Genomic DNA, 25,706 nt, shown 5'->3' on the forward strand with positions numbered 1-25,706 from the left:
GATCAACCGGGGGAACCGTGGGCGAGCCGCGCCTCCTCACGGTTCTGGAGCTGCGCGCGGTAGATGGTCTTCCCCGAGCGGCGCACGATGAGATACGCGAGCCCGACCGCGATCATCCCCGGCACGAGGACGCCGACGCTTCCCGTCATCTCCGCGACCATCAGCATGACCGCGAGGGGAGCGCGCGCGATGCTGCCGAAACAGGCCATCATTCCGACGATGACGAAGGGCGCCGGATTGTCGGGGACGGCCGGAGCGATCGGCTCCAGCACACGCCACACCGCCGCGCCGGTGAACGCCCCGATCACCATCCCCGGTCCGAAGATGCCGCCGGACCCGCCCGAGCCGATGGACAGCGACGTCGCGAGGATCTTCGCGAACGGCAACAGCAGCACCACCCACAGCGGGATGTCCGTGAGGGCGCCGCGGGCCATCGATTGCTGGATCCAGCCGTACCCACTGCCCAGCACCTCCGGCAGCACGAGCGCCATCAGTCCGACGAGCAGCCCGCCGACCGCCGGTTTGACGATCCGGCTGCCGGGGAGACGGTGGGTGAGATCGACGGCGGTGTAGAACGTTCCGCTGTACAGCAGCCCGATCACGCCGGCCAGCACACCGATGAGCGCGAACCACACCAACTGGACCGGATTGTCGAAGACGTACTCCTGCGCGGCGTACCCGAACAGCGGACCGAACCCGAGGAAGCTGCCGAACACGGTGTAGCTGACGATCGACGTGACCAGCGCCGGCACCAGGATCTCGAAATCGAAGTCCTCCTTGTACGGAATGGTGCAGCACAGCACAGCGCCGCCGAGCGGGGCGCCGAAGATCGCGCCGATGCCGGAGCCGATGCCGATCGCCACGGCGATTCGGCCGTCCCGCGGCGACAGGTCGAGCCTGCGGGCGAGGAGCGATCCGAAACCCGCCGAGATCTGCGCGGTCGGTCCCTCGCGGCCGCCCGACCCGCCGGACCCGATGGTGATCGCAGACGCGACCAGCTTCACGAGGACGACGCGGACCCGGATCATGCGCGGATCTCGGTGGACGGCCTCGATCGCCGCATCGGTGCCGTGCCCCTCCGCCTCGGGGGCCAGGGTGAACACGATGATCCCCGACACCAGACCACCGAGGCACACCACGAGGGGGATCGCCCACGGTCTCGTGAACTCGCGGCTGCCGGCCGCCCCGCCGTCGCCCGCCGCGGTCGGTGGGTGGTAGCCACCGAGGTCGACGATCAGCAGTTGCGTCGCCTCCGACAGGGCGACGTAGAACACGACCGCGCCGAGTCCGGCGACGATCCCGATCACGACACCGAGAACCAGCCATTTGCGGGTGTAGCCCGAGTTGCGAATCCAGGTTCCCACCGACGCCCCGATCGACCTCACGGCCCGGGACCCGGGCGCCACCCGGATCACTCCAGCTTTCCGAAGACCGTCCGACCCTCCAGGATCGTGGCGAGCACCTCCAGGTCCGCGATGTCGTCGGGGTCCACCAGAAGCGGATTCGCCGACAGCACGACGAGATCGGCATGCAAACCGGGGACGATCGCTCCGATGGCATCCTCGCTCTGCAGGTGCCACGCCGAGTTGATCGTCTCGGCGCGCAACGCATCCGGGACGGAGATACGTTCCTCGGGTGCGAGGACGCGTCCCGATCGCGTGCGGCGGGTGACGGCGTCGGCGATGTTGCGCAGAGGGTTGGTGGGGGTGACCGGACCGTCGTTGTGGAACGAGATCCGCTGCCCCGCTGCGATCGCGGACGCGGCGGCCGCCCAGCGTGCTCCGCGCTCGGGGCCGAACAGGTCGTCGACGAGCACGTCGCCCCAGTAGTAGAGGTGGTCGACGAACAAGCTGCACGTGACACCGAGTTCCGTCGCTCGACGGAACTGGTCCGGGGTCATCGCGCCGACGTGCTCGAGCCGGAGTCGGTGATCCTCCCGCGGGGTGTCGGCGAGCATTCGCGCCCACGCGTCGAGGACCAGGGTGACCGCCGCGTCACCGTTCGCGTGGCAGGAGATCTGCCAGCCGTTCTCGAAATACGGCCTGCTGATCTCGAGGACCTCGTCCTCCGTGTAGTTGGCCTTGCCGCGGGTGCCCGCGAGACCGAGTGACCGCGTCACCTCCGTGTCGAGGTACGGAAAACTGGTGGCGGCGTTGCCCACCCACGGCGAGCCGTCCGACCAGATCTTGATGCCCACCTGGCGGAGCAGGTCGTTCCCGACCCCGGGCGAAACCTCCGAGGCGCGCTCCGGGTTCGACATCTCGTACAACCGCAGTCGGGTGGTCAGCGCACCGGATCGGGCGATCGCGGTGAGGGCACCCCGGAACCGGGGGTCGAACGCCATCTCGCTGGCGGTCGTGATCCCGGCGGCGTTCATCCGGGCGCACTCGGCGGCCAGGAGTTCGGGCAACCGCTCGGTGGCACCGGCGAGGATGCCTGCGGCCACCGCCATCACCGCCGGGGCCTCGAATGCCGAACCGTCCAGTTCCCCCGACTTGTCGCGTCCGAAGCTGCCGCCCTCGGGGTCCGGTGTGTCCTTCGTCAGCCCGGACTCCCGCGCGGCGACGTCGTTGAAATACGCGACGTGCCCGGTGTTGTGGAGGATCACCAGGGAGGTGTCGGGAGCGACGGCATTGAGCCATTCGCGGGTCGGTTCGGGCAGCCCCTTCTGGAGCAGGGGGTCCCACCCGTTGAGGACGGCGCCGTCGGGGTGTTCGTCGACGGCCCGGCGGACGGCGGCGACCACGTCCGGCGCGTCGGCGACGGTGACCGGCCTGATGTCTACGACCGGTTCGCCGAGCAGTACCGCGGAGTTGAGCGGGTGACCGTGCGCCTCGATGAATCCCGGGAGTATGCAGGCGCGGTGCACGTCCACCGCGATCGTGGCCGGCCCGATCAGCGGAAACACCTCGGCGTCGTTGCCGACGGCGGCGATCCGACCGTCACGCACCGCGACGGCCCGAGCGCGTGGGGCGGCGTCGTTCATGGTGACCACGTCACCGAACAGCACCAGATCGGCAAATTGTGCGTCGTTCGTGCCCATCAGTGCACCCTCCCGTCAGACCGGGCGCGGGCGAGGGCCCATGCGCCGGCAGCGAGTGTCGACTGTTACTTCACATTACAACTACGCAGCAGGTCATATGCAGGAATAGTCCGGAAGCCGGACGAGTTGCAGACAGGCATGACCGAAACACCGCTGCCCGTCGACGGCCTCTTCGAGCCGTTTGCCGTCAAGTCCCTCCAGCTCCGGAATCGCTTCGCGATGGCCCCCATGACCAGGGCTTTCTCCCCCGACGGCGTCCCAGGCGACGATGTGGCCGCGTACTACCGCCGGCGTGCGGCGGGTGGGGTCGGTCTGGTCATCACCGAGGGCACGTACATTCCCGACCCGGCGGCCGGATCACACACCCGGGTGCCGCTCCTGTACGGACAGGACAGTCTCGCGGGCTGGAAATCGGTCGTCGACGCCGTCCACGCGGAGGGTGGCCAGATAATCCCGCAGCTGTGGCATCTCGGCGTCGAACGCGGCCCGCGGCCCCGCCTCCATCCCGAAGTGACCACCGCCAGCCCGTCCGGGATCGCCCTCGACGGCACCCCGCTGGGCCGCGCTTTCACCGAATCCGATCTCGACGCACTCCGCGAGGCCTGGGTCGCAGCCGCCGTGAACGCACGCGACGTGGGCTTCGACGGCATCGAATTGCACGGCGCACACGGCTACCTGCTCGACCAGTTCCTGTGGGACCGCACCAACGTCCGCACCGACGGATACGGCGGATCGGCGCAGGCCCGCACCCGGTTCCCGGCCGAGGTGGTCACCGCGATCCGCGAGGCCATGGGCGAGGACTTCGCCATCGTCTACCGGTTCTCCCAGTGGAAGTCGAACCATTACGACTCACGTATCGCGCAGACCCCCGACGACCTGGCGGCCGTGCTCTCACCCCTCCTCGCCGCCGGTGTCGACGTCCTGCACCCCTCCACACGCAGGCACTGGGAACCGGCCTTCCCCGAACTTACCGGCGACGACGGAGATCTGGGTCTGGCCGGATGGACGAAGAAGCTCACCGGACTTCCGACCATCACGGTCGGATCGGTGGGTCTCGACGAGGTGTTCACGACGGCCTTCACGTCCGACGGAGCCTCGAATACCGCCGGTATCGACCGCCTGCTCCGGCAGTACGAGAACGGCGAATTCGACCTCGTCGCGGTCGGGCGCGCGCTGCTGTCCGATCCCGAGTGGGTGAACAAGCTCCGCGACGGCAGAACCGCCGAGCACGTCCCGTACAGCAACGAGCACCGGGCGGTCCTGCACTGACCGTGCCGGTCAGCTGTCCTCGACGGTGATCTCCACCTGATCCGCGTTCACGCCCTCGGGCGGGTTCGCGGTTCCTTCGACGGAGATTCGGCTCTTGTCCACGCCCTGCGCCTCGAGTGCGTTCGCGACGGCCTGGGCGCGCTGGTCGGCCAGCAGTTCGGCGGCCGCCTCGTCCGTGTTGGTGGCGTACGCCTCGATCTTGATCTTGTTGTCGCCGGCCTTCATCGCGGCGGCGACCGCCTTCACGGTCACGTCCGAGATGGCATTGAGCTCGGCGGTTCCCGATTCGAATCCGATCGGGACCGCCGCGATGGCGGAGTTGATCGCGTTCTGCGTGGCCTCGCGCGCGGTGTTCACGGCCGACGACGCCGTGGCTTGGACACTGCTGATCGCGCCTTCCACCCGCTCGGATGCGGAGGAGGTGGTCGTGGTCGCGATCGGAGCCTCGTTCGAGCTGTCGTCGGAGCAGCCGGCCACACCGAGCACCGCGATGGCCGCGACCGCGACGCTGCTGACGATCGTCTTGCGAATCATGGATTCCCCTAAACGTCGGTATGTCCGGTAGGCGCTACACGTCGTGGGACGAGGATAGCCCCGCCGGCACCCCTCGACGGTGGTATTCGAGCACCGCCGCACTCCCACATCGTGAGATCCGACGGGGCAGACGTAGAGCCGGACACAGGCTTCTCACCTGGAACTAATCCGGCAATTCGTGCCGCGTTTCATTTCGGTTAATCCCTCGGATTGCGATCTCATTTCAATAACGGTAGGAATGAATCCGGCGCCCGCTCAGCGCCAAACGCAAATGCCCACAACCGAGCAAGGAGTTAAAAGCATGGATCTCGCCTTCCTGTCCGATTTCTTCTCCGCCTTCGCCGACCTCGCCGGTGCCCTGGACTTCTTCTCGGGTTCCTCGGACGCGTTGAGCGGTGGCGCAGACGCCGCAACCGCGGCCGCAGCCACGCTTGGCTAGCATTTCCGCTGGTACAAGACTTGAACACCCGCGACGGGGTTCGCACGCTCAGGCGCGCGAGCCCCGTCGCGGTCTTGTCTGCACCATCGAGAGCCCCAATGCTGCGCCTATCACAATGTGATAACTAATTAAATGAACATGTTCATTATCTCCTCACCAGCACTTTTCCCGGACTGGTCGATCGACCAATTCGACCAATTTGCGAAGGGCCACATCTACGTTCAACGGTAATTAACTGTCGAAATAATCGGAAACAGCCCGCGGCGCTCTACTTTTCGCATCGCGCGCAGATCTCAGTGCACATGCGTACACTCAAATCCGTGACCGACCCGCAGATCAGACGCCGCTCGGAAGTGCGGGCACTCGCGCAACTCGCCCTCGAAGAGATCGGGGGCGCCGCGGGCGGAATCGGCAGCATCCACCGCGCGATCTCCGACCGCGTCTTCGCCGGCGCACGACTCGGACTCGGCACCCGTGCGCTCCCCGTCAAGGCGCTCCACGACGGCATCTCGGGAGCCGTGTACGCACTGGTCTCCGACACCGCGCGCTTCGGCGGTTCCCTCGCGGGACAGCTTCTCGACCTTCCGTCGTCGGAGAACGTCGCACCCTCGCAGACGCGGCGCGGCGCTCAGGCCATCGCCGCGATCCAGGGGCTGATCGGCGACGTTCTGGAATCCCAGGGGTCACCGCTCGCCGAGCCCATGGCGATCCGGATGAACGGGGTCGCGCTCACGCCGGATGCGCCGACGCTCGCCGAGGCGTTCCCGCACGCCGGCGGCCGCATCGTCGTCTTCCTGCACGGACTCGTCGAGACCGAGAGCGCCTGGGCGCTGGGTGGCCGTCGCACCTACGGTGAGCGGCTCGGAACGGACCTCGGATACACGGCGCTGCAGATCCGCTACAACTCCGGCCGTCACATCTCCGCCAACGGCAGAAGCCTGTCCGACCTTCTGGACGCGGTCACCGAGCACTGGCCGGTCGAGGTGGAGTCGATCGCACTCGTCGGGCATTCCATGGGCGGCCTCGTCGCCCGCAGCGCCTGCCGGATCGCGTTCCTCGACGACCGTCCGTGGGTCGGACACGTGCGACAGGTGGTGAGCCTCGGCTCCCCGCACCTCGGGGCACCTCTGGAACAGGCCGTGCACTACGCGAGCGCAGGCCTGGCGGCGCTGCCCGAGACACGGGCGATCTCCGCGCTACTCCGCCGGAGAAGCGCGGGGATCCGGGATCTGAATCAGGGGTCGCTGGTGGACGAGGACTGGCGCGACCGCGATCCGGACGCCCTGCGCGCCGCGGCGTGCAGCGAGGTCCCGCTCCTCGACGGGGTGACCTACTGCTTCGTCTCCGCGACCATCACGCGAAGCCCGAAGCACCCACTGGGTCGCATGTTCGGCGACGGCATGGTGCTCGTCCCGAGCGCCTCGGGACGCAACAAGACCCGAATGATCGGCTTCCGCGCCGAGGACGGCATGCACCTCGCGCCCGCGAACCATTTCACGATGCTCAACCACGAGTCGGTGTACGAGAAGCTGCTCGAATGGTTCGGTGCGCCGGACGTCGGCTGATCCACACTCAGGCCATCGTCGCGGGCGACACTCAAGCCATGGTCGCGTGCCAGACGAGGGCGGCGGCGAGTGCACCGGCGCCGTTCAGCGACCAGTGCAGCGCGATGGGGGCGATCAGGCTCCCGCTGCGCCGGCGGAGCCACGTGAACACGACGCCCGCGGCCGCGGTGGCGATAACGGCCGCCACGATGCCGAGAATCTGCCCGAGCACGCCGCCGCCCAGGAAGCTGGACAATCCCTTGTTGCCCGAGGTCAGTCCCAGCGAGGACGCGATGTGCCACAGACCGAACATCAGCGAGCCGGCCGCGAAGACGCCGCGTGCGCCGTACACGCGGTCCAGGGTGCCGTGCAGCACGCCACGGAACGCGAGTTCCTCGGGGATGACGGTCTGCAACGGGATGACGATCATCGACGCGATGAGCGCGCCGGAGAGGGTCGCGTAGCGATCGGCCATGAAGAAGGGACGGGTGATCGGCAAGGCCGCGCCGATGGCCACGACGCCGATGACGAGACCCATCGCCGCGAGGGCGTAGAGCGAACCCCGTCGCCAGTGCCGGGGCGAGAGGCCCAGTTCGGCCCACCCGAGACCGCGGCGACGCGTGAGCACGAGCAGCACGACGGCCGCGATGGGAACGGTCGCGATGCTGGCCCACGCCGTGGTGAAGTGCGCAATAAGATTCGTGGCCGCGAGGACGACCACCACGATTGCGATGTCGAGGTAGGCGTGCAGCACGGGCCGCTGGGCGCGTGCACCGGGCTTCTCGTCATCGACCGCTCCGGCGTACTGGACTTCGAGGGTCATTCGGCCGGCCGATCTCGTTCGTGTTCGCGCATCCAGTCAAGTGTACGGATTTGTTTGTGAAAACCCTGTGACTGCCGCCACAACACGGCCCCCGGCCTCTGCCGCCTCACGCAGCCGCGTCTAGCCTGAATACGAACTTCACACAACCCGCTGTCCAGGAGATAGAATGGCCGACTTCCTCTACGAGGACTTGCTGCCGATCGGTGCGGACCCCACCGAATATCGGCTGCTGACCACCGAGGGGGTGTCGACTGTCGAAGGACCCGACGGCCGCACCTTCCTGTCCGTCGAGCCCGAGGCGCTGCGCCTGCTCACCGAGACCGCGCTGCACGACATCTCGCACTACCTGCGCAGCGATCATCTGACGCAGCTCGCGAGCATCCTCGACGATCCGGAAGCCTCGAACAACGACAAGTTCGTGGCGCTGGATCTGCTCAAGAACGCCAACATCTCCGCGGCAGGAGTACTGCCGATGTGCCAGGACACCGGAACCGCGATCGTGATGGGCAAGCGCGGCCAGCACGTCCTCACCCCCGGCGACGACGAGAAGGCCATCGCGCGGGGCGTCTACGACGCCTACACGCGGCTCAACCTGCGGTACTCGCAGAACGCGCCGATCACGATGTGGGACGAGAAGAACACCGGCAGCAACCTCCCCGCCCAGATCGAGCTGTACGCCGACACGGCGGCCGGCCACGAGAACGCCTACAAGTTCCTGTACATGGCCAAGGGTGGCGGCAGCGCCAACAAGTCGTACCTGTTCCAGGAGACCAAGGCGATCCTGAACCCCGACGGCATGATGCGGTTCCTCGAAGAGAAGATCCGCGCCCTCGGCACCGCGGCCTGCCCGCCGTACCACCTCGCGATCGTCGTCGGCGGCACGTCCGCCGAGTTCGCCCTCAAGACGGCGAAGTATGCGTCGGCCCACTACCTCGACGAACTCCCCAACGAGGGTGCCATCACCGGCCGCGGGTTCCGCGACCTCGACCTCGAGGAGAAGGTGCTCGAGCTGACCCGTCAGATCGGCATCGGCGCCCAGTTCGGCGGCAAGTACTTCTGCCATGACGTCCGCGTCATCCGCCTCCCCCGCCACGGCGCGTCGCTGCCCGTCGCCCTCGCCGTGTCCTGCTCGGCCGACCGCCAGGCCAAGGCGAAGATCACCCCCGAGGGCGTCTTCCTCGAGCAGCTCGAATTCAACCCGGGCCGGTTCCTCCCCGAGGTCACCGACGCGCAGCTCGACGCCGAGACCGATGGCGTCTCCGGCACCGGCAAGGGTGCGGCCGTGAAGATCGACCTCACCAAACCGATGCCCGAGATCCTCGCCGAGCTGTCGAAGCACCCGGTGAAGACGCGGCTGTCGCTCACCGGCCCGCTCGTCGTCGCCCGCGACATCGCCCACGCCAAGATCAAGGAACGGCTCGACGCCGGCGAGGAGATGCCGCAGTACCTCAAGGACCACCCGGTGTACTACGCCGGGCCGGCCAAGACCCCCGACGGCATGGCGTCCGGTTCCTTCGGTCCCACCACCGCCGGTCGCATGGACTCCTACGTGGAACAGTTCCAGGCCGCGGGCGGCTCCATGGTGATGCTCGCGAAGGGCAACCGCTCCAAGCAGGTCACCGACGCCTGCAAGTCCTACGGCGGCTTCTATCTCGGGTCCATCGGCGGTCCCGCGGCGCGTCTCGCCCTCGACTGCATCAAGAAGGTCGAGATCGTCGAGTACGAAGAGCTCGGCATGGAAGCGGTCTGGAAGATCGAGGTCGAGGACTTCCCCGCATTCATCGTCGTCGACGACAAGGGTGAGGACTTCTTCGCCGGCGTCTCCACGCCCACCCTCACTATCGGCAAGCGTCCCGGGCTGTAGGCGGCTCCGCCGCCCGTGCGCCTTTGTGGTTGCTGCAGCGACCAGAAAGGCGCACGGGCGCTACGCGCCTACGGCGATCTCGATCACCGGGCGCTTCGCCGGGTCGAGCTTGCCGAGGAGGGACGTCAGCGTGTCGCGGTCGGTGGCAACGCAGCCCTCGGTGGTGGTGCCGTCGGTGACGTGCAGGAACATCGCCGAACCCGCTCCGGGGATCCGGGCGGCGTTGTAGCCGATCGCCACTGCGTAGTCGTACAGCGGACCCGCGTCGTAGAGGTTCTCGCTGGCGCCGCCGGGAGTCGCATCCTGACGGACGTGCGTGTTGTAGGTCGGCGAGAGCGGATTCGAATCCCACCAGTCCTGCCGGTCCGACTGGAAGTACGGTATCGCCGTCGCCGGTGCGGGCTGCCGGCCGAACGCCTGCGTCAAAGGAAAGACGCCGGCCGGCGTGCGGGCGGAGAATTCGTCGGCCGCGCCGATCCCTTCCGCGCCGACGTCGGCGGCGACGGGACCGGCGAACACCCGCCACGCGCCGTCCGCGCCGCGTTCCCAGGCGGTCAGCCGACCGACCACCGCTCCCGCGGACGGGACGTGCACCGTGACCACCTGCTCGGCGTCACCCGAGAAGGCTGCGCCGTCCGGAGCGGCGGAGGCGACCGGAGTGAGCACCATCCCGCTCAGAGCCACCATCAGTCCCAGCAAGCACGATCGACCCAGCCGCAACGTCGTCATGGGCCGAGTGTCCCATCCCCGGGTAATCGTCGCGGGAGGTTCGGAGCGGGTCCTACACCCGGCACAGGATCTCGCTGTGCAGGAGCGCAAACCAGCCGTCGTCCTCCTGCGCCCACGCACGCCACCCGGCCGCGATGCGCGCGAGGTCGTCCTCGGTGGCGAGTCCCAGTTCGAGCGCCCGTTCGGCGTAGGTGGACCGGAGCGTGCGGTCGGCCCAGGACCCACCCCACCACTCGCGTTCGTCGACGGAGGAGAAACACCACGTGCTCGCGGTGTTCTCGACGTCGCCGAAACCCGCTTCGTGCGCCCACGCCCGCAGGCGTCGGCCCGCATCCGGTTCGCCGCCGTTCGCCCGGGCGATGTCCTTGTAGAGCGCCAGCCACTCGTCGAGTTCGGGTGTCGCCGGGAACCAGGTGAAGGTGCCGTAGTCCGCGTCGCGGGCGGCGACGAGTCCACCGGGCTTGCACACCCGCTTCATCTCCCGCAGCGCCTGCACCGGATCGCCGACGTGTTGGAGTACCTGGTGTGCATGGACGACGTCGACGCTGTCGTCGGGAAGGTCGAGTGCGTGCGCGTCCGACACGACGGTCTGGACGTTCGCCACTCCCCGCTTCGCGAACTCGTTCCTGGCCAGGGACAGCGCCTCGTCGTTCATCTCGACCGCGGTGACGAGTCCGGGAGCGACGACCCGTGCGAGGTCGGCGGTGATGGTGCCGGGCCCGCATCCGACGTCGAGCAGTGTCATCCCTTCGCGCAGATGCGGGAGCAGATACGCGGCGGAGTTCTCCGCAGTACGCCACCGGTGATTGCGCAGTACCGATTCGTCGTGTCCGTGGGTGTAGACCGTGTCCTCGCCGCTCATACTTCCGACGCTAGCAACCCTTGTCACATAATGGGATGATCATCTCGAGTATCGAGATCTGCAGATTGCGGCACGCGGCGGTTCATGGGTGTTACGTTGGTGCACAGCAACACGGCTACCGAGGGACTGCCATGACTTTCAGCCTCGCTCTCACTCCGGCTCAGCGGGATCTCGTCGAACGCACTCACGCCTTCGCGGAGAACGTGATCCGCCCGGTGGCGGCCGAGCACGACCGCGCGCAGGAGTTTCCGTGGGACGTTCTCGAAAAGGCCGCGGAAGAGGGCTTCTACAGTCCGCTGTTCTACCGCGACCTCATCGGCGACCCGACCGGCCTGTCCCTCCCCCTGTTCATGGAGGAACTGTTCTGGGGTTGCGCCGGCATCGGGCTTGCCGTGGTGATGCCCGCGCTGGCGCTGTCGTCGATCGGGCAGGCCGCGACGCCGGAGCAGATGCTGCGCTGGGCACCCGAATGCTTCGGCGAGCCGGGCAGTCTGAAACTCGCCGCCCTGTGCATCTCGGAACCCGAGGGCGGTAGCGACGTCCGCAATCTGCGGACCACCGCGACGCGCGACGGCGACGAATGGGTGCTCGAGGGGCACAAGATGTGGATCGGCAACGGAGGCATCGCCGACGTGCACGTCGTGAACGCGACCGTCGACCCGGACCTGGGCCACCGCGGGCAGGCACTGTTCGTGGTGCCCGGCGGAACTCCGGGTATCGAACTCGTCCGCAAGCTCGACAAGCTGGGCTGCCGTGCGTCGCACACGGCGGAGCTGAAGTTCCATCAGGTGCGAGTGCCCGCGGACCATCTGCTCGGCGGCGACGACAAGCTGCAGAACCGCATGCGGAAGGCCCGCGAGGTGCAGGAGGAGGTCGCCACCGGAGCGCCGCGACGCAAATCGGCGACCCTCGGCACGTTCGAGCAGACACGTCCGATGGTGGCCGCTCAGGCGCTGGGCATCGCCCGCGCCGCACTCGAGTACGCCACCGAATACGCGAATCGTCGTGAGGCATTCGGCGGTCCGATCATCGACAACCAGGGCATCGCGTTTCCCCTCGCCGACCTCGCGACACAGATCGACGCCGCGCGGCTGCTCACGTGGCGGGCGTCGTGGATGGCGGCGACCGGCGTGGAATTCCGCCACGGCGAGGGCTCGATGGCGAAACTCGCGGCGTCCGAGGTCGCGGTGAAGACCACCGAACGGGCACTACAGACGATGGGCGGGTGGGGCTACATCAGCGACCACCCCGTCGAGAAGTGGTACCGGGACGCCAAGCTGTACACCATCTTCGAGGGCACCAGCGAGATTCAGCGAATGGTGATCGGGCGCGCTCTGGGTGCCGCGGACGGCGCCCCACCTCTCCACTTCGATCAGCCGACCGAGGGATCCGCCTTCAACCGACGGTTCGGCCGGGGCACCTCCGTACGCACGAAGGCCGGCGAGTTCGCGCTGTCTGTGAAAGACCGGATGCCCGAGTCCGCGCAGCGGCTCGCAATGAAAATCCTTGCCCCACCCAAGAAGTGAGTTACGGCGGGATCAGGTCCAGAGTGCGGCTACCAGCACGGTGACGATGCCCAGCCCCCCGACCACGTGGGCGAGATTCGGGTTGTCCTGACCCTTTTTCTGCTTGGCGCGGACGATCTCGGCGAGCGCGACCACCACAAGCGAAAGCACGAGTTTCACGGCGATCTTCACGTGGTTGTAGTCCTTGTCGAGGGCGGCCTCGCCGAGCCCGACGAGGATCAGCCCGGTCACGAACTGGAGCCGCGCACCCCACACCATCACCTCGGAGATCCGCGGCGCTCCGAGTACGGCGAAGTAGCCCCCGACGAGCGCGGCCATGCCGAGCAGATGGCAGACGAAGACGAGGTTGTAGACGACGGTCATCTCCGCAGCCTAGCGATCTGCCCGGTCAACCGGAGACGATTCCGGCCCGGGTCGCCGCCTCCCGATACGACGCCGCCAGCGTGGCGACCGTCTCGTGGGCGTTGAGGCCACTGGGATTGGGCACCAGCCACAGTTCCGCGCCCTCGAGATCACCCGGTTGCCTGCCCTTCTTCGCCGCACGATCCCCGAAAGCCGTGCGATAGGCGGTGATCCCGGCGACGGCGACCACCCGCGGCGCGATGTCACGGACCACGCCGCGCAGGCGCTCGGCTCCCACGGCCAGTTCCCCGCCGGTCAACTCGTCCGCCTTCGCGGTGGCGCGCGGGGCCAGGTTGGTGATGCCGACACCGCGTCCGATCAGGTGATCACGATCCTCGTCGGACATGCCGGACGTCGGATCGATCGCCCGCTCGATGATCCCGGCGGCCAGCAGTGCCGGATAGAAACGGTTGCCCGGCCGCGCGAAATGCGCACCGGTCGCGGCCGTCCACAGTCCCGGGTTGATACCGACGAACAGCAGGCGGCATCCCGGTCCGATGAGATCTGCGACCTCGGCGTCCCGGAACGACTCCAACTCCGCCCGCGTGAAACTCACAGCCGGCCCGCGTCCGTCAGCCCCGCGACGGTATCCGCCAGCGTCTCGGCGGAATCGCGGTACTTCACACCCAGTTCGCTCTCGCTCGGCCCGTCGTCCGTGTCCGGCATCCGCGTGTAGTACTCCATCGCGGCCTCCGAGACCGGTGTGTCGAACGGAATGAACCGGTCTACAGCGTCCACCAGCCTGCCCACCAGACGCAAAGCGGTGTCCGGAACCGGGAGCACACCCATGCGTTTGCCGGTGATCGCGGCGAGCATGTCGGCGATCCCGGCGATCGGAATCCGCGGACCGCCGAGCATGTATCGCCGGGCGCGATGCCCCGGCTCCAGCAGGGCCGCGTGCGCGCTCGCCACCTCACGGACGTCGACCATCGTCCACGCGGCACTCCGGCCGGGCAGAAAGCGCAGACGGACAGCGGCCTCGACGCCCTGGGCTGCTTCGCCGAACTGGTTGCCGGCGGGCGGGCCGACGACCATACCCGGGTAGGTGATGGCGAGCGGGGCTCCGCCGGCCTGCAGGTTGCGCGCGTAGTGCTCGACGCGCGCCTTGCTCCGGCCATAGGCGTCGGGCGGTCCGCATACCGGCAGTTCCGGGGTGAGCACCCCGACTCCCGGCTGGAACAGGGCGGCGATGCTCGAGACGTACACGATCGGGTCGAGACCCATCTCGACGGCGGTTCCCAGCACGTTCCGCGCGCCCGCGAGGTTGGTCTGCAGCATCTCGTCCGCGCGCCGTGGGTCGACCGCGACCACGGCGGCGGCGTGGATGACGGCGTCGCAGCCCTCCAGCGCACGCCGCACCGAGTCCGCGTCCGTGATGTCACCGACGACGTGATCGGACGTGTCGAGTCCGAGCGCCGCCGCACTGGTCACGAGGCGGGCCGGATCCCGGACGAGGAACCGCACCCGGTGGCCGGCGTCCGCCGCCGCCTTCGCGCTCCACGCCCCGATGAAACCCGTTCCCCCCGTGACCAGTACCAGCAACGGTTCTACACCGTCCTGGCGAGGCGGTTGGCGAGCATCGTGGTGAACCGGGCCGGATCGTCGAGTTCGCCGCCCTCGGCCAGCAATGCCATGCCGTAGAGGAGTTCCGCGGTCTCCCCCAGCGCCGGGTCATCGTCGCGTGCGCCGTGAGCCTCCCGCAGTCCGGAGACCAGCGGGTGGGTCGGGTTCAGCTCGAGAATGCGCTTGGTGGTGGGGACGGGCTGCCCCGACGCGCGGTACATCCGCTCGAGCGCCGGCGACATGCTGAACGCGTCGCCGACGATGCAGGCCGGAGACGTCGTCAGCCGGGTCGACAGCCGCACCTCCTTGACCTGCTCGCTCAGCGCGTCGGCCATCCAGGAGAGCAGGCCGGCGAAGTCCTTCTCCTGCTCCTCCCGCTCGGACTCGTGCGCCTTCTTGTCTTCCTCGGTGTCGAGATCGACCTCGCCCTTGGCGATCGACTGGAACGACTTCCCGTCGAACTCCGGAACAGCACCGACCCACATCTCGTCCACCGGGTCGGTCAGCAGCAGCACCTCGAAGCCCTTCGCGCGGAACGCCTCCATGTGCGGCGAGCTCTCCAGCAGCTGCCGGGAGTCGCCGGTCGCGTAGAAGATCTGCTCCTGGCCGTCCTTCATCCGCGCCACATAGTCTTCGAGGGAGGTCAGCTCCTCCTCGCTGTGCGTGGACGCGAACGACGAAATGCCCAGCAACGCATCCCGATTGTCGGCGTCCGACATCAGGCCTTCCTTGACCGCGCGGCCGAACTCCGCCCAGAACGTGCGGTAGTCGTCAGGCCGTTCCGTCTTCAGATCCTTGATCGTGGTGAGGACCTTCTTGGTGAGCCTGCGCCGGATGGCGCGGATCTGCCGGTCCTGCTGGAGGATCTCACGCGACACGTTGAGGGACAGATCCTGTGCGTCCACCACACCCTTGACGAAGCGGAGGTATTCCGGCATCAGCTGGTCGCAGTCGTCCATGATGAAGACGCGCTTGACGTACAGCTGCACACCCGTCTTGCCGTCCCGCATGAACAGGTCGAACGGCGCATGCGAGGGGATGAACAGCAGGGCCTGGAACTCGAACGTGCCCTCCGCTTTCATCGGGATGACCTCGAGCGGCTCGTCCCAGGCGTGGGCGATGTGCTTGTAGAACTCCTTGTACTCGTCCTCGGAGACGTCGTCCTTCGAGCGCGCCCACAGCGCCTTCATCGAGTTGATCGTTTCCGAGGTCTTCGTGACCTCGTCCTCGCCGTCACCCTCCGCGGGGACCCGGCGTTCGACGTCCATCCGGATCGGCCACGCGATGAAGTCGGAGTACCGCTTGACGAGTTCCTTGATCTTCCGTTCCGACGTGTAGTCGTGGAGGTGATCCTCGGCGTCCTCGGGCTTGAGGTGCAAGGTGACGGAACTGCCCTGCGGCGCGTCGTCGACCGCTTCGATCGTGTACGTCGCCTCGCCGCTCGACTCCCAGCGCGTGGCCTCGCTCTCGCCGGCCTTCCGCGTCAGCAGGGTCACCTTGTCGGCGACCATGAACGTCGAGTAGAAGCCGATGCCGAATTGTCCGATCAGTTCCTCGGATGCGGCGGCGTCCTTCGCTTCGCGCAGCTTGCGGCGCAGGTCCGCCGTGCCGGATTTGGCCAGCGTGCCGATGAGGTCGACGACCTCTTCGTGCGACATGCCGATGCCGTTGTCCCGGACGGTGAGTGTGCGGTTCTCCGCGTCGACCTCGATCTCGATGTGCAGGTCCGACGTGTCGACGTCGAGATCCTTGTTGCGGAACGCCTCGAGCCGCAGCTTGTCCAGCGCGTCCGAGGCGTTGGAGATGAGCTCCCGCAGGAACGAGTCCTTGTTGGAGTACACCGAGTGGATCATGAGGTCCAGGAGCTGGCGGGTCTCCGCCTGGAACTCCAGTTGTTCGATATTCGTGCTCACTTCGATTCCCTTCGACAGCAGAACCCTCGACACCAGATTCGTCGTCGAAATGATAGCCCGCGGCCACAACCCGGATTCTGTGCGGCGACGGGTCCGGGATCGCGGTGACACCCGCCGTCACCCGGCAGCGTCCTCCTTCAGGGTGTGCGCGACCAGTGCGTTGGCATGGCCGTGACCGAGCCCGTGCTCGGACTTCAGCCAGCTCACCAACTCCATGTGCCCGGTCAGCTCGGACGAACGGATGAGCGTCTTCCACTCGCTGATCGGCCGGCCGTACTTCTCCTCGATCGACGGGAAGTACGACGCGGGACCCTTCACTGGTTCAGCCATGTACCGGAGACTATCGGCACCCACCGACACGCACTGTCCGACAGGCACCTTCGAGGCGACGTCAGGCGGGATGCACCCATTCGGCGAGCCGCCGCGAGACCTCCCGGTACCCCCAATCACCAGCGATCCGTTCGAACACCGAACCGAGATGTACCGTCATGTAAAACGTCGCGTGTGGTTACCGGACAATTGGCTGTCAGTCGCTGGAGTTTCTTTAAGTATCGTCGTTGCCATCGTGACAGAGATGCCCGAGCACAAACCTTCCTCACAGTCCCGATTGCGCGCTGCCTGTGGTGCCCGACGGAGAGTTACATGCGACTCCAACCCACCGAAGATCGATCGGCGGTGAAATGGGTCTGCCCCAAGAATCCGGTTCATCATCAGATCGGCTTCGACTTCACGCAGCTACCGAGACTCGAAACCGCGTAGTCGGAACAAGTGCCCCCGAACGACTCCTCATGCGCAGAAGCGTCCTCGCCGTCGTGCGGGGGTCCGTAGGCTGATCGCATGTATCGGTCACGCGTGAATGTTCCGGCCGGGTGACGTCGTGGCGGAGTTGATTCTGGGGCCGCTGCTCAGGCATGTCGGCACGTGCGATGCGACGGTGTGGGTCGAGACCTCCGAGGCGTGCACCGTGAGGGTGCTCGGCCACGAGGAACGCACATGGAACGTGTCGGGCCACCATTATGCGCTCGTCGTCGTGGAGGGGCTGGAGCCCGGTTCGAGCACGCCGTACGAGGTGACGCTCGACGGCCGGCCGGTGTGGCCGCTGCCGAACGCGGTGCCGTCCCGCATCCACACCCTCGACGAGGACGACGACACGCTCGTGCTGGCGTTCGGGTCGTGCCGGTTCGCGACGATGTCGTCGACGGAGGACAACCGGCATCTCGGCGCCGACGCCCTGGACGCGTACGCGGTGCGGATGGCGGAACAGCCCCCGGAGCAGTGGCCCGACGCCCTGCTGCTGCTCGGCGATCAGGTGTACGCGGACGAATTGTCGCCGGAGACGGAGGCCCGCGTCGCCGAGATCCACGACGTGAACGAGCCGCCCGGACCACAGGTGCGTAATTTCGAGGAGTACACCTGGCTCTACGCCGAGTCGTGGTCGGACCCGCAGGTGCGGTGGCTGATGTCGACGGTGCCCACGTCCATGATCTTCGACGACCACGACGTCCGGGACGACTGGAACACCTCCCAGTCCTGGCGCGACGAACTCGAGGCGACCTCGTGGTGGGAGGAGCGCATCGTCGGCGCACTGTCCTCGTACTGGGTCTACCAGCACCTCGGGAACCTGGCTCCGAGTCATCTCGCCGAAAACGACCTGTACCAACGTGTTCGGAAGCACGGTGGCGACGTCGAACCGATGCTCCGCGAATTCGCGTCCGCCGCCGACGAGGAGGCGGACGGGGCCAAGGGCACGCAATGGTCGTACCGCCGGGACCTCGGGGCCGCGCGGCTCCTCGTCATCGACTCACGGTGCGGTCGCGTCCTCGCCGGCGGTCGCCGCGAGATGGTGTCCGACCCCGAATTCTCGTGGATCGAGCGTGAGACCGAGGGCGACTATGACCATCTGCTCATCGGAACGTCGCTGCCGTGGCTGCTGCCGCGTGCCCTGCACGACCTGGAATCCTGGGACGAACGCCTCGCGGGCGGATCGCGCGGTCCTCGCGTGGCGGCCTTGGCGGAGAAGGTCCGGCGGGGCGCCGACCTGGAGCACTGGGCGGCGTTCCGCGATTCGTTCGACCGCCTCGCCCGCCTCCTCGCCGAGGTCGGACGAGGGCGGAAATCCGGTCCCGGCGGCCGGGCGCCGTCCACCATCTCGGTGCTGTCCGGCGACGTCCACCACGCGTACGCCGCGCAGGCCCGTTACCCCGAGCCGGTGCAGTCACTTGTTTATCAGCTGACGTGCTCTCCCCTGCACAACTACGTCCCGGCCGCGATGAAGGTGACGTTCCGGATCTCCTGGTGGCGCGCCACCGAGCGAACGGTGCGTTTCATCCTCGGCCGGATCTCCCGAGTACCGCCGGTCCCCCTCGACTGGTCCAACCTCGCCGGACCCTTCTTCGGCGATCAGGTGGCGACCCTCCACCTGAAGGGGCGGACCGCCCGCCTCGTGATGGAGCAGGCCACCGACGGCGGCGACGGCACACCCCGATTCAGGACGATGACTGATCTGGACTTGGCGACCGAGTAGGACTTCTACCGTTCCTCGGCCTTCGCCTTCAGTTGCGCGAGTCCCTTCTCGAAGTCCTTGCCCACCATCTTGTCCATCGAGAAGACTGCTCCGAGGAGCTTGAAGAATCGGTTGTTCTTTCCTGTCATCCGCCAGCGGACGGTGGTCCCGGCGCTGTTCGGCTCGAGGAGGAACGTCGTGACGTTGTCCGCCTTGAACGGTTTGACGAACTTCAGGTCCAGCACGACCTTCGATCCCGGGACCGACTCGGTGATCACCATCGATCCCGCGCCCGCCTTCCGGTTGCCCTCCCACGCGTAGGCGGCGCCGACCCCCGACGCGGGGCCGGTGTACGTGCGCTTCAGGTCCGGATCGACGCCCTCCCACGGCGACCACGACTGCCACTGCCGGAAGTCGTCGAGAAGCGGTTGAACGACCTCGGGGCTCGCATCGATGACGGTGGAACGTTCGACGAGGAACTCGTCCGCTGCCATGTCGGTCTCCGTTCGGGTCTCGGGGGTCTGCGGACAGAAGATAACGCCTCATCGCCGGTGGCGCGCGCGGTATCGTCGGGGACGACCCATAGACGGTGGGGGTAGCCGTGACGACCGAGACCGATCTGATCCGCAATATCGCTCTGGTGGGACATCAGGGCAACGGCAAGACGACGCTCGCAGAGGCGATGCTGTACCGCGCCGGTGTGGTCACGCGGCCGGGCCGCGTCGAAGTCGGCAACACGGTGCTCGACACCCAGCCGGAGGAACACGATCGCACCCAGTCGCTGGCGCTCGGCCTGGCGTCGTTCTCGTGGGGCGACTACCGGATCAACCTGCTCGACCCGCCGGGGTACGCCGATTTCGTGGGCGACGCGATGACCGCACTCCGCGTCGCCGACGTCGCCGTGTTCGTGATCGACGGCGTCAGCGGTCTGCAGGTGAACGACGAGTTGCTGTGGCAGGCGGCCGGTGAGCGTTCCATCCCCCGCATCCTGTTCGTGAACAAGATGGACAAGGAGCGGGCGTCGTTCGATGCCGTCCTGTCCGGGATCCGCGACCATTTCGGGTCCGGGGTCGAGCCGGTCGATCTGCCGGTGGGCGAGGCGTCGGCGTTCACGGGGGTCGCCGACCTGCTCACCGAACACGTCATCCTCTACGACACCGGGTCGGCGAACACGAGCGACGAGCTGCCCGCCGACATCGCGGAACGCGAGCACGAACAGCACGAGCACCTCGTGGAGGACGTGGTCGAGATCGAGGACGATCTGCTCTCGAAGTATCTCGACGGCGACGACATCTCCGTCGCCGAACTCGAGCACGCCCTCCGCGCGGGTTTCGCCGGGGGCTCGCTGTGGCCGGTGTTGTGCGGGTCCGCCGTCGATGCGATCGCCGTCGACCGGTTGCTCGACTTCGTGTGCCGGATCGCGCCGGCACCGTCGGAGGCCCCGGGCATCGAAGTGCGGGGTGACGGGGTCGCCAAAGTGCGGGGTGACGGGGTCGCCAAAGTGCGGGGTGACGGGGTCGCCAAAGTGCGGGGTGACGGGGTCGCCACGGTGATGTGTGATCCGTCTGGCGATCCGCTCGCGTACGTCTTCAAGACGCAGACGGACGAATATGTCGGGCAGGTGGCGCTGGTGAAGATCCTGTCCGGCACCGTGCACGCCGACGAGGTCCTCGTGAACCAGCGCACCGGAGCGAAGGAGCGCCTGCACAATCTGCTGCGCGTCCTCGGCAGCAAACACACCGCGATCGATACGGCGGAGGCGGGCGACATCGTCGGGGCGATCAAACTCACCGACGTGGCGACGGGTGACACGCTCGCACCGATCGGTGCCGCGCTGACCGTGCCGCCGATCGAGCACCGACGGCCCGTGTACGGGATTGCGGTGGCCGCCGAAAGCGCGGGCGACGAGGACAAACTCGCGACCGCCCTGGCCGAACTCGTCAGCGACGACCCGACGCTGGAGGTGACGCGCGACAGCGAAACCCACCAGACGGTGGTCCGGGGCGCCGGCGACGTGCACGTCCAGGTCGCGCTGACCCGGTTGAAGCGCCGATACGGCATCACGCTCCAGACCGAACCCGTGAAGATCGCCTATCGCGAGACGCTGCTCGGTCCGGTGGAGACGGAGGGCCGGCACAAGAAGCAGAGCGGCGGGCACGGCCAGTTCGGGGTGGCGACGGTCCGCTTCGAGCCGCTCCCCCGGGACGAGGGCTACGACTTCGTCGACGAGACCCGCGGTGGGGTGATTCCCAAGTCGCTCATTCCGGCGGTCGGCAAGGGGATCGCGGAATCGATGGGACGCGGAGGGCGGCACGGGTTTCCGCTCGTCGACCTGCGGGCCACCGTCCTCGACGGCAAACACCATTCGGTCGACTCCGACGACTTCAGCTTCAGGATGGCGGGGGCGCTCGCCCTTCGCGCCGCCATCGACAAGGTCGGCACACTCGTCCTCGAACCGGTCGATCACGTCGAGGTCACGGTGCCCGCGACGCTGCAGGGTGACGTGATGGCCGATCTCGGCCGGCGGCGCGGCCAGATCGAGGGCACCGAACCGGCAGGTGACGGCGAGATCACCGTCATCGCCTCCGTCCCGTCGAGCGAGATCACCGATTACCCCGTCGCACTGCGCTCCATGACGCACGGGCGCGGCCGCCTCGCCCTCGAATTCAAGTGTTACCAGGAGCGGCCCGAACCGCGCTGACAGTCGCCTTCCAGCGTGCGCGCAGTGTTCTCACAGCGTTCCGCGGTGTAGTGGTGTCTCACTCACAGGGGGAGGGCATCGATCATGCGTTCACAATTGGTTCGCGGCCTCGGTGGAGCGGCGATGGCGGCAGGCCTCGCGTGTTCCGTCGTCGCGTGCAGCTCGGGCGAGTCTTCGTCCGAGACTTCGTCGACGGGCACCGGCAGCACGGTCGTGCAGGACGGCACCGCGCCCGCGGCGATGAGCGACGAACTCCAGGCCTGCCTGGAGGAGAACGGCGTGCCCGCGCCACCCGACCAGGCCGGCGGCGGCGCACCGGGCGGAATGGCACCGCCGAGTGGCGAGATGGCACCGCCCGGCGGCGGCGATGGTTCCGCTCCGCCGCAGGGTGGCGCGCCGGACGCGTCGGCCGCACCTCCAGGGGTCGACAGCACGACATGGGCTACCGCGCAGGCCGCATGCTCCTCGCCGGCAACCGGGACCAGCGGGTCGTGAGCCGTCGCTAGTTCTCGCGACCGGTCCGCAGCCGTGCGGCGAGTTCCGCGCGGCTGCGGACCCCCGCCTTCGCGTAGACCGATTTCAGGTGGTCCTGGACGGTGTTCACCGTGATCCCGCGGCGGTCCGCGATCTCGGACGTCGCGTAGCCGGCCAGCACGTCCGCACACACGTCTCGTTCGCGGGCCGTCACCGCATAGGCCGCGAGCAGCAGCCCGGTGAGCTCACCGTCGCCCGCAGGTTCGACGGTGACCACCGTCTGCGGTTCGTCGGCTCCGATCAATGCCGTGGCGCGCACCAGAATCCAGCCGCCCTCGGCATCGCGGATCCGCGCCTTGAAGATGCCCGCACTGCTGGAACGCGCCCCGAAGGTCGCGGCCCGCAGCACCAACGCCAGCCTGCCCGGGGCGACTTCGTCGAATCGGTCCTGCCAGCCGCGGGCGGCGGCGGTCAGGGCCACCGGGTCACCCGTCGCATCCGTGAGCACCACTGCCGGACCCTGATCGCAGTCGCGGGACACCGCCGGGGCGTGTACGGATGCGGCCCGCGTCGCGGCCGCCAACCCGGGGGCCACGAGCGTCAGGAACTCGAGGTCGCGTTCGGTGAAATCCGGCCCGGACCGCACGAATCCGGCTGCGCCCCAGCACACACCGTCGACGCGGAACACGATGCGGACCTCGTTGCGCAGCCCCAGCGGCCCCCAGACCGCAGCGTGCCGGAGGCTGCGCGTGACCTCGGCGGCGGGCAGATCCGAGGCACGGGTGACGGTGCGGCCGCTGCGGGCGAGTTCGGCGAACGTCCCCGGATCGTCGCCGTTGTACTCCGATTCGGCGAGCAGAGGTTCGTACCGCTGCGCTATCCGGCAGCGCCCGCTGGTCATCGAACTGATCGCGAGCGTTTCCGGGTCGAGCATCGCCCAGCACGTCAGGTCGCTGCGCACCGTGTCACCGACCAGTTCGATGGCCCGCTCGTGGAGTTGCGTGACACCGGTGCCCGCTCCCGCGAAGGCGAGCACCTCGCGGCGCAATTTCTCCGCCCGGACCTCCAGCATGAACACAGTATGCGCTGGTCACAGGCACACCACCATCCCAGATTTCGGGGATGGGCCGCGGCGTGCGCCGATCATAGCGTTGCAGTATGTCCACCAACGTTCATGTAGTCAGAGCAGGCGACGGCCGGCGCCTCACCGTGCCGGACGCCGATATCACGGTCCTGGTCGGCGATGGTCGCGCCGGTGGGGCATACGAAGTGTTCCTCGTCGAAGCACCCCGCGGAGCGCCCGGCCGGCGCCACGCCGAGCCGTGGTCCAAGTCGTATCACGTGCTGCGCGGCCGGATCCTCGTCCAGGCCGGGGACACCGGGTACGAACTCGAGCCGGGTGAAACCATCGTCATCGAGGCGAGGACGATGAATACGTTCACGGTCCTCTCCGAGGCAGCCGGCTTCCTCCTCGTCGTCGCCGGGACCGCCAACAGTGGTTTCTTCGCCGAACTCGACGCGACCGGACACGGCCACGCGCCGGAGGAAGCGGCCCGACTGCTGCGCGAGGTCGCCGACAGCTACGGCGTCGCACTCGCGACCGGGGCGGGTGCGCCATGATCCTCGTCGCGCAGATCGCCACCCTGATCGCCGCCGCCGTGCACCTGCTGGCGTTCGTGTGGGAGTCGGTCCTGTTCCACAGGCCGTCGGTGCACGAGGGCATCTTCCGCATTCCGGACAGCGACGTGCACGCCGCCCATCTCTGGGCGTTCAACGTCGGTTTCTACAACTTCTTCCTCGCGGCCGGAGCCGCCACCGGCGTGGTCCTGTGGTGGGCCGGGCAGGCCGCTCCGGGCCGCACCCTCGTCCTCTACATCTGCACGTTCATGTGCCTGGCGGGCGTCGCGCTGGCCGTCTCGGACCGCATGGCGCTCAGCCGCCGGCGTGGCGACGGTGTCGTCGGCGCACTGTCCCAAAGCGTGCCTCCGCTGGTCGCACTGATCGCGCTGGCGATCGGGTGACAACTTCGGCCGTTCGATTGCCAGGAACTTCTCAGGATCGACCGAACGGATCTTACTCCCGGTCGGCATGATGGAGCCATGGCCCAGGTGACCGTTCTCGCTGTCGGTGGTACCGGAGAATCCCACCCCGACGACCACCGGCGCCACGTCTCCGGACTGCTGCGCGAGGTCACCGACGCCCTCGACGACCGTTTCGCGTCCCGGTGGGTCGGCTATCCGGCGTCGTACGGGCCGGTCGCCGCCGGCGGGCTCAGTTACCGTCAGAGCACCGAGGTCGGGATGCGACGGTTGATCGACGCCATCGACGACGCGCCCGGACAGGTCATGCTGGTCGGGTACTCGCAGGGATGCACGGTGATCCGCGAGGTCCTCGGGCAGATCGCCATTGGTGCCCTCCGCGCCGGCAACCTCCGCGCCGTCGGTCTGGTCTCCGACCCCGAGCAACCGGCGGGTGCGGTCCCGGGATGCGGTGGACGGGGTGTCGCGGGCGTCGGACCGCCGATTCCCGACACCGTGCCGGTCCAATGGATCGCGCACCCGGACGACATGATCTGCAATGCCAGCGAAGACAGCTATGTGCGCGACATCGCGGACCTCACCCGGTGGATGTCGTTTCGCACGCGTCGGACCTGGCTCGCGCAGACGTGGGAGTTGCTTCGGCACAACAGCTTCCAGAATGCACACAAGACGCGTATCTGCCCTCGGCAATGGCGCACCGACCTGCGACGTTGCCGAACCGCCGTGAACGAGGTGCTGGGCTACCTGCCGCCGCGCCTGGCCTGGTGCGGCGTGCGCATCGTCAATGCGCGGGGCGGTCGGCACATCGCGTACGCCAGCGAACCACTGGACGCGAGCGGGCTCACCGGATGCCAGATCCTCGCCCAGTGGCTGCAGGTGCGGGCCACGTTCGAACCGCCCGTGCGCATCGCGGCGTAAGACTCACGCCCGTCAGACTCATGCCTGCGTGCGCGAAGGCAGCGGGGTGAGCATCCGGCGGGGCTGACGCAACGCCACGGCGACGGCGTCGCTGCGAGGATGCACCGCCTCCCCCGGCCCGGGCGCGACCACCAGGTCTTCCGGCCCCGGGATCGAGCCGCAGTCGGGGCACCGCCCGAAGCGATCGAGCCGGGTGCCGCACTCGGCGTGCGAGAACACGCGGCCGGGGTAGCTGCCGGGCGACGCATATTGCTCACCCCACTGCGAGAGCGCATAGATGCTCGGCCACAGTGCCTTTCCGGCCTCGGTGAGTTCGTACTCGGGATGACCCCCGTCGGCCACGCGAACCAACACTCCGGCGTCGACGAGAGCCACCAGTCGATCCGTCAGGACGGCGCGGGAGATGTCGAGGTGGGCGAGCAGATCACTGAAGCGGCGGACGCCGTAGAAACAGTCACGGAGCACGAGCATCGTCCACCGCTCACCCACCACTTCGAGCGCGCGAGCGAGGTTGCAGTTCTGCTGTGAGTACCCGGTTCCCAGTGCCACTCCCACATGCT

25 protein-coding genes are annotated in these 25,706 nt (G+C 67.9%); 11 read left to right on the forward strand and 14 right to left on the reverse strand.

Annotation, left to right across the window (positions count from 1 at the left end):
* Positions 1 to 2: 2 nt before the first annotated feature.
* Both H0B43_RS07190 and H0B43_RS07195 read right to left on the reverse strand, forming a co-directional pair.
* A complete protein-coding gene (locus H0B43_RS07190; RefSeq protein WP_185728638.1) occupies positions 3 to 1,415 on the reverse strand; it encodes a chloride channel protein in 1,413 nt (470 codons plus the stop codon).
* Entirely contained in the window at positions 1,412 to 3,043 is a 1,632-nt protein-coding gene (locus tag H0B43_RS07195; RefSeq protein ID WP_185728636.1) for an amidohydrolase, read from the reverse strand. The genes H0B43_RS07190 and H0B43_RS07195 overlap by 4 nt, the downstream gene beginning before the upstream one ends.
* A 138-nt stretch (positions 3,044 to 3,181) precedes the next feature.
* On the opposite strand from H0B43_RS07195, the gene H0B43_RS07200 reads away from it, so the two are divergent.
* On the forward strand, positions 3,182 to 4,312 hold the full coding sequence (locus tag H0B43_RS07200) for an NADH:flavin oxidoreductase (RefSeq protein ID WP_185728635.1): 1,131 nt from the start codon (positions 3,182 to 3,184) through the stop codon (positions 4,310 to 4,312).
* Positions 4,313 to 4,321: 9 nt separating this feature from the next.
* Here the strand turns inward: H0B43_RS07200 and H0B43_RS07205 are convergent, their stop codons facing one another.
* Complete coding sequence (locus H0B43_RS07205; RefSeq protein ID WP_213015093.1) at positions 4,322 to 4,846, reverse strand: OmpA family protein; 525 nt, start codon at positions 4,844 to 4,846, stop codon at positions 4,322 to 4,324.
* A 301-nt stretch (positions 4,847 to 5,147) separates the two neighbouring features.
* On the opposite strand from H0B43_RS07205, the gene H0B43_RS07210 reads away from it, so the two are divergent.
* Positions 5,148 to 5,285: a hypothetical protein gene (locus H0B43_RS07210; protein ID WP_185728633.1), complete on the forward strand. Its 138-nt coding sequence runs from the start codon at positions 5,148 to 5,150 to the stop codon at positions 5,283 to 5,285.
* Positions 5,286 to 5,605: 320 nt separating this feature from the next.
* A complete protein-coding gene (locus tag H0B43_RS07215; RefSeq protein ID WP_185728632.1) occupies positions 5,606 to 6,850 on the forward strand; it encodes an alpha/beta fold hydrolase in 1,245 nt (414 codons plus the stop codon).
* Positions 6,851 to 6,881: 31 nt separating this feature from the next.
* On the opposite strand, the gene H0B43_RS07220 is transcribed toward H0B43_RS07215, so the two are convergent.
* On the reverse strand, positions 6,882 to 7,652 hold the full coding sequence (locus H0B43_RS07220; protein WP_185728630.1) for a CPBP family intramembrane glutamic endopeptidase: 771 nt from the start codon (positions 7,650 to 7,652) through the stop codon (positions 6,882 to 6,884).
* A gap of 166 nt (positions 7,653 to 7,818) precedes the next feature.
* Between H0B43_RS07220 and H0B43_RS07225 the strand changes: the two genes are divergently transcribed.
* Complete coding sequence (locus H0B43_RS07225; protein WP_185728628.1) at positions 7,819 to 9,516, forward strand: fumarate hydratase; 1,698 nt, start codon at positions 7,819 to 7,821, stop codon at positions 9,514 to 9,516.
* Positions 9,517 to 9,576: 60 nt separating this feature from the next.
* On the opposite strand, the gene H0B43_RS07230 is transcribed toward H0B43_RS07225, so the two are convergent.
* Together H0B43_RS07230 and H0B43_RS07235 are read right to left on the reverse strand one after the other, a co-directional pair.
* Positions 9,577 to 10,245: a L,D-transpeptidase gene (locus H0B43_RS07230; RefSeq protein WP_185728626.1), complete on the reverse strand. Its 669-nt coding sequence runs from the start codon at positions 10,243 to 10,245 to the stop codon at positions 9,577 to 9,579.
* A gap of 52 nt (positions 10,246 to 10,297) precedes the next feature.
* On the reverse strand, positions 10,298 to 11,107 hold the full coding sequence (locus H0B43_RS07235) for a class I SAM-dependent methyltransferase (RefSeq protein ID WP_185728625.1): 810 nt from the start codon (positions 11,105 to 11,107) through the stop codon (positions 10,298 to 10,300).
* A 131-nt stretch (positions 11,108 to 11,238) separates the two neighbouring features.
* On the opposite strand from H0B43_RS07235, the gene H0B43_RS07240 reads away from it, so the two are divergent.
* Positions 11,239 to 12,633 (forward strand): acyl-CoA dehydrogenase family protein, encoded by a 1,395-nt coding sequence (locus H0B43_RS07240; RefSeq protein ID WP_185728623.1) that lies wholly within the window; start codon positions 11,239 to 11,241, stop codon positions 12,631 to 12,633.
* 12 nt (positions 12,634 to 12,645) lie between these two features.
* On the opposite strand, the gene H0B43_RS07245 is transcribed toward H0B43_RS07240, so the two are convergent.
* From H0B43_RS07245 to H0B43_RS07265, 5 genes are all read right to left on the reverse strand, one after another.
* A complete protein-coding gene (locus H0B43_RS07245) occupies positions 12,646 to 12,996 on the reverse strand; it encodes a hypothetical protein (protein ID WP_185728621.1) in 351 nt (116 codons plus the stop codon).
* 25 nt (positions 12,997 to 13,021) lie between these two features.
* On the reverse strand, positions 13,022 to 13,591 hold the full coding sequence (locus tag H0B43_RS07250) for a mismatch-specific DNA-glycosylase (protein WP_185728620.1): 570 nt from the start codon (positions 13,589 to 13,591) through the stop codon (positions 13,022 to 13,024).
* A complete protein-coding gene (locus H0B43_RS07255; RefSeq protein WP_185728618.1) occupies positions 13,588 to 14,577 on the reverse strand; it encodes an SDR family NAD(P)-dependent oxidoreductase in 990 nt (329 codons plus the stop codon). The genes H0B43_RS07250 and H0B43_RS07255 overlap by 4 nt, the downstream gene beginning before the upstream one ends.
* 5 nt (positions 14,578 to 14,582) lie before the next feature.
* Complete coding sequence (htpG, locus tag H0B43_RS07260) at positions 14,583 to 16,511, reverse strand: molecular chaperone HtpG (protein ID WP_185728616.1); 1,929 nt, start codon at positions 16,509 to 16,511, stop codon at positions 14,583 to 14,585.
* A gap of 117 nt (positions 16,512 to 16,628) precedes the next feature.
* Positions 16,629 to 16,841 (reverse strand): DUF4287 domain-containing protein, encoded by a 213-nt coding sequence (locus tag H0B43_RS07265; protein WP_185728614.1) that lies wholly within the window; start codon positions 16,839 to 16,841, stop codon positions 16,629 to 16,631.
* A 547-nt stretch (positions 16,842 to 17,388) separates the two neighbouring features.
* Between H0B43_RS07265 and H0B43_RS07270 the strand changes: the two genes are divergently transcribed.
* Entirely contained in the window at positions 17,389 to 19,035 is a 1,647-nt protein-coding gene (locus H0B43_RS07270; protein ID WP_185728612.1) for an alkaline phosphatase D family protein, read from the forward strand.
* 5 nt (positions 19,036 to 19,040) lie between these two features.
* On the opposite strand, the gene H0B43_RS07275 is transcribed toward H0B43_RS07270, so the two are convergent.
* Positions 19,041 to 19,508 (reverse strand): SRPBCC family protein, encoded by a 468-nt coding sequence (locus H0B43_RS07275; RefSeq protein ID WP_185728611.1) that lies wholly within the window; start codon positions 19,506 to 19,508, stop codon positions 19,041 to 19,043.
* A 107-nt stretch (positions 19,509 to 19,615) separates the two neighbouring features.
* Here H0B43_RS07275 and H0B43_RS07280 point away from each other — a divergent pair, with 107 nt between their 5' ends.
* Together H0B43_RS07280 and H0B43_RS07285 are read left to right on the forward strand one after the other, a co-directional pair.
* Positions 19,616 to 21,715 (forward strand): translation factor GTPase family protein, encoded by a 2,100-nt coding sequence (locus H0B43_RS07280; RefSeq protein WP_185728609.1) that lies wholly within the window; start codon positions 19,616 to 19,618, stop codon positions 21,713 to 21,715.
* Between the two features lie 84 nt (positions 21,716 to 21,799).
* A complete protein-coding gene (locus H0B43_RS07285; protein WP_252189850.1) occupies positions 21,800 to 22,210 on the forward strand; it encodes a hypothetical protein in 411 nt (136 codons plus the stop codon).
* A 7-nt stretch (positions 22,211 to 22,217) separates the two neighbouring features.
* Here H0B43_RS07285 and H0B43_RS07290 read toward each other — a convergent pair whose 3' ends face one another.
* A complete protein-coding gene (locus tag H0B43_RS07290; RefSeq protein ID WP_185728607.1) occupies positions 22,218 to 23,261 on the reverse strand; it encodes a helix-turn-helix transcriptional regulator in 1,044 nt (347 codons plus the stop codon).
* Positions 23,262 to 23,347: 86 nt separating this feature from the next.
* On the opposite strand from H0B43_RS07290, the gene H0B43_RS07295 reads away from it, so the two are divergent.
* The 3 genes from H0B43_RS07295 to H0B43_RS07305 all read left to right on the forward strand — a co-directional run bounded on the left by H0B43_RS07295 (position 23,348) and on the right by H0B43_RS07305 (position 25,146).
* Positions 23,348 to 23,809: a hypothetical protein gene (locus H0B43_RS07295; protein WP_185728605.1), complete on the forward strand. Its 462-nt coding sequence runs from the start codon at positions 23,348 to 23,350 to the stop codon at positions 23,807 to 23,809.
* Positions 23,806 to 24,210: a DUF1304 domain-containing protein gene (locus H0B43_RS07300; protein WP_185728603.1), complete on the forward strand. Its 405-nt coding sequence runs from the start codon at positions 23,806 to 23,808 to the stop codon at positions 24,208 to 24,210. The genes H0B43_RS07295 and H0B43_RS07300 overlap by 4 nt, the downstream gene beginning before the upstream one ends.
* A 78-nt stretch (positions 24,211 to 24,288) precedes the next feature.
* Entirely contained in the window at positions 24,289 to 25,146 is an 858-nt protein-coding gene (locus tag H0B43_RS07305) for a cutinase family protein (protein ID WP_185728601.1), read from the forward strand.
* 18 nt (positions 25,147 to 25,164) lie between these two features.
* Here H0B43_RS07305 and H0B43_RS07310 read toward each other — a convergent pair whose 3' ends face one another.
* Entirely contained in the window at positions 25,165 to 25,701 is a 537-nt protein-coding gene (locus tag H0B43_RS07310; protein WP_185728600.1) for a helix-turn-helix domain-containing protein, read from the reverse strand.
* Between the last annotated feature and the right edge of the window lie 5 nt (positions 25,702 to 25,706).

This window comes from Rhodococcus sp. 4CII (assembly GCF_014256275.1).
GTDB classification, from domain to species: Bacteria; Actinomycetota; Actinomycetes; order Mycobacteriales; family Mycobacteriaceae; genus Rhodococcus_F; species Rhodococcus_F wratislaviensis_A.

Bases quoted from the DNA above. Each gene is read 5' to 3' on its own strand.
- H0B43_RS07265 (WP_185728614.1), bottom strand. From the start codon at position 16,841: ATGGCTGAACCAGTGAAGGGTCCCGCGTCGTACTTCCCGTCGATCGAG.
- H0B43_RS07275 (WP_185728611.1), bottom strand. From the start codon at position 19,508: ATGGCAGCGGACGAGTTCCTCGTCGAACGTTCCACCGTCATCGATGCG.
- H0B43_RS07290 (WP_185728607.1), bottom strand. From the start codon at position 23,261: ATGCTGGAGGTCCGGGCGGAGAAATTGCGCCGCGAGGTGCTCGCCTTC.
- H0B43_RS07230 (WP_185728626.1), bottom strand. From the start codon at position 10,245: ATGACGACGTTGCGGCTGGGTCGATCGTGCTTGCTGGGACTGATGGTG.
- H0B43_RS07240 (WP_185728623.1), top strand. From the start codon at position 11,239: ATGACTTTCAGCCTCGCTCTCACTCCGGCTCAGCGGGATCTCGTCGAA.
- H0B43_RS07225 (WP_185728628.1), top strand. From the start codon at position 7,819: ATGGCCGACTTCCTCTACGAGGACTTGCTGCCGATCGGTGCGGACCCC.
- H0B43_RS07205 (WP_213015093.1), bottom strand. From the start codon at position 4,846: ATGATTCGCAAGACGATCGTCAGCAGCGTCGCGGTCGCGGCCATCGCG.
- H0B43_RS07285 (WP_252189850.1), top strand. From the start codon at position 21,800: ATGCGTTCACAATTGGTTCGCGGCCTCGGTGGAGCGGCGATGGCGGCA.
- H0B43_RS07210 (WP_185728633.1), top strand. From the start codon at position 5,148: ATGGATCTCGCCTTCCTGTCCGATTTCTTCTCCGCCTTCGCCGACCTC.
- H0B43_RS07245 (WP_185728621.1), bottom strand. From the start codon at position 12,996: ATGACCGTCGTCTACAACCTCGTCTTCGTCTGCCATCTGCTCGGCATG.
- H0B43_RS07305 (WP_185728601.1), top strand. From the start codon at position 24,289: ATGGCCCAGGTGACCGTTCTCGCTGTCGGTGGTACCGGAGAATCCCAC.
- H0B43_RS07195 (WP_185728636.1), bottom strand. From the start codon at position 3,043: ATGGGCACGAACGACGCACAATTTGCCGATCTGGTGCTGTTCGGTGAC.
- H0B43_RS07200 (WP_185728635.1), top strand. From the start codon at position 3,182: ATGACCGAAACACCGCTGCCCGTCGACGGCCTCTTCGAGCCGTTTGCC.
- H0B43_RS07235 (WP_185728625.1), bottom strand. From the start codon at position 11,107: ATGAGCGGCGAGGACACGGTCTACACCCACGGACACGACGAATCGGTA.
- H0B43_RS07295 (WP_185728605.1), top strand. From the start codon at position 23,348: ATGTCCACCAACGTTCATGTAGTCAGAGCAGGCGACGGCCGGCGCCTC.
- H0B43_RS07300 (WP_185728603.1), top strand. From the start codon at position 23,806: ATGATCCTCGTCGCGCAGATCGCCACCCTGATCGCCGCCGCCGTGCAC.
- H0B43_RS07220 (WP_185728630.1), bottom strand. From the start codon at position 7,652: ATGACCCTCGAAGTCCAGTACGCCGGAGCGGTCGATGACGAGAAGCCC.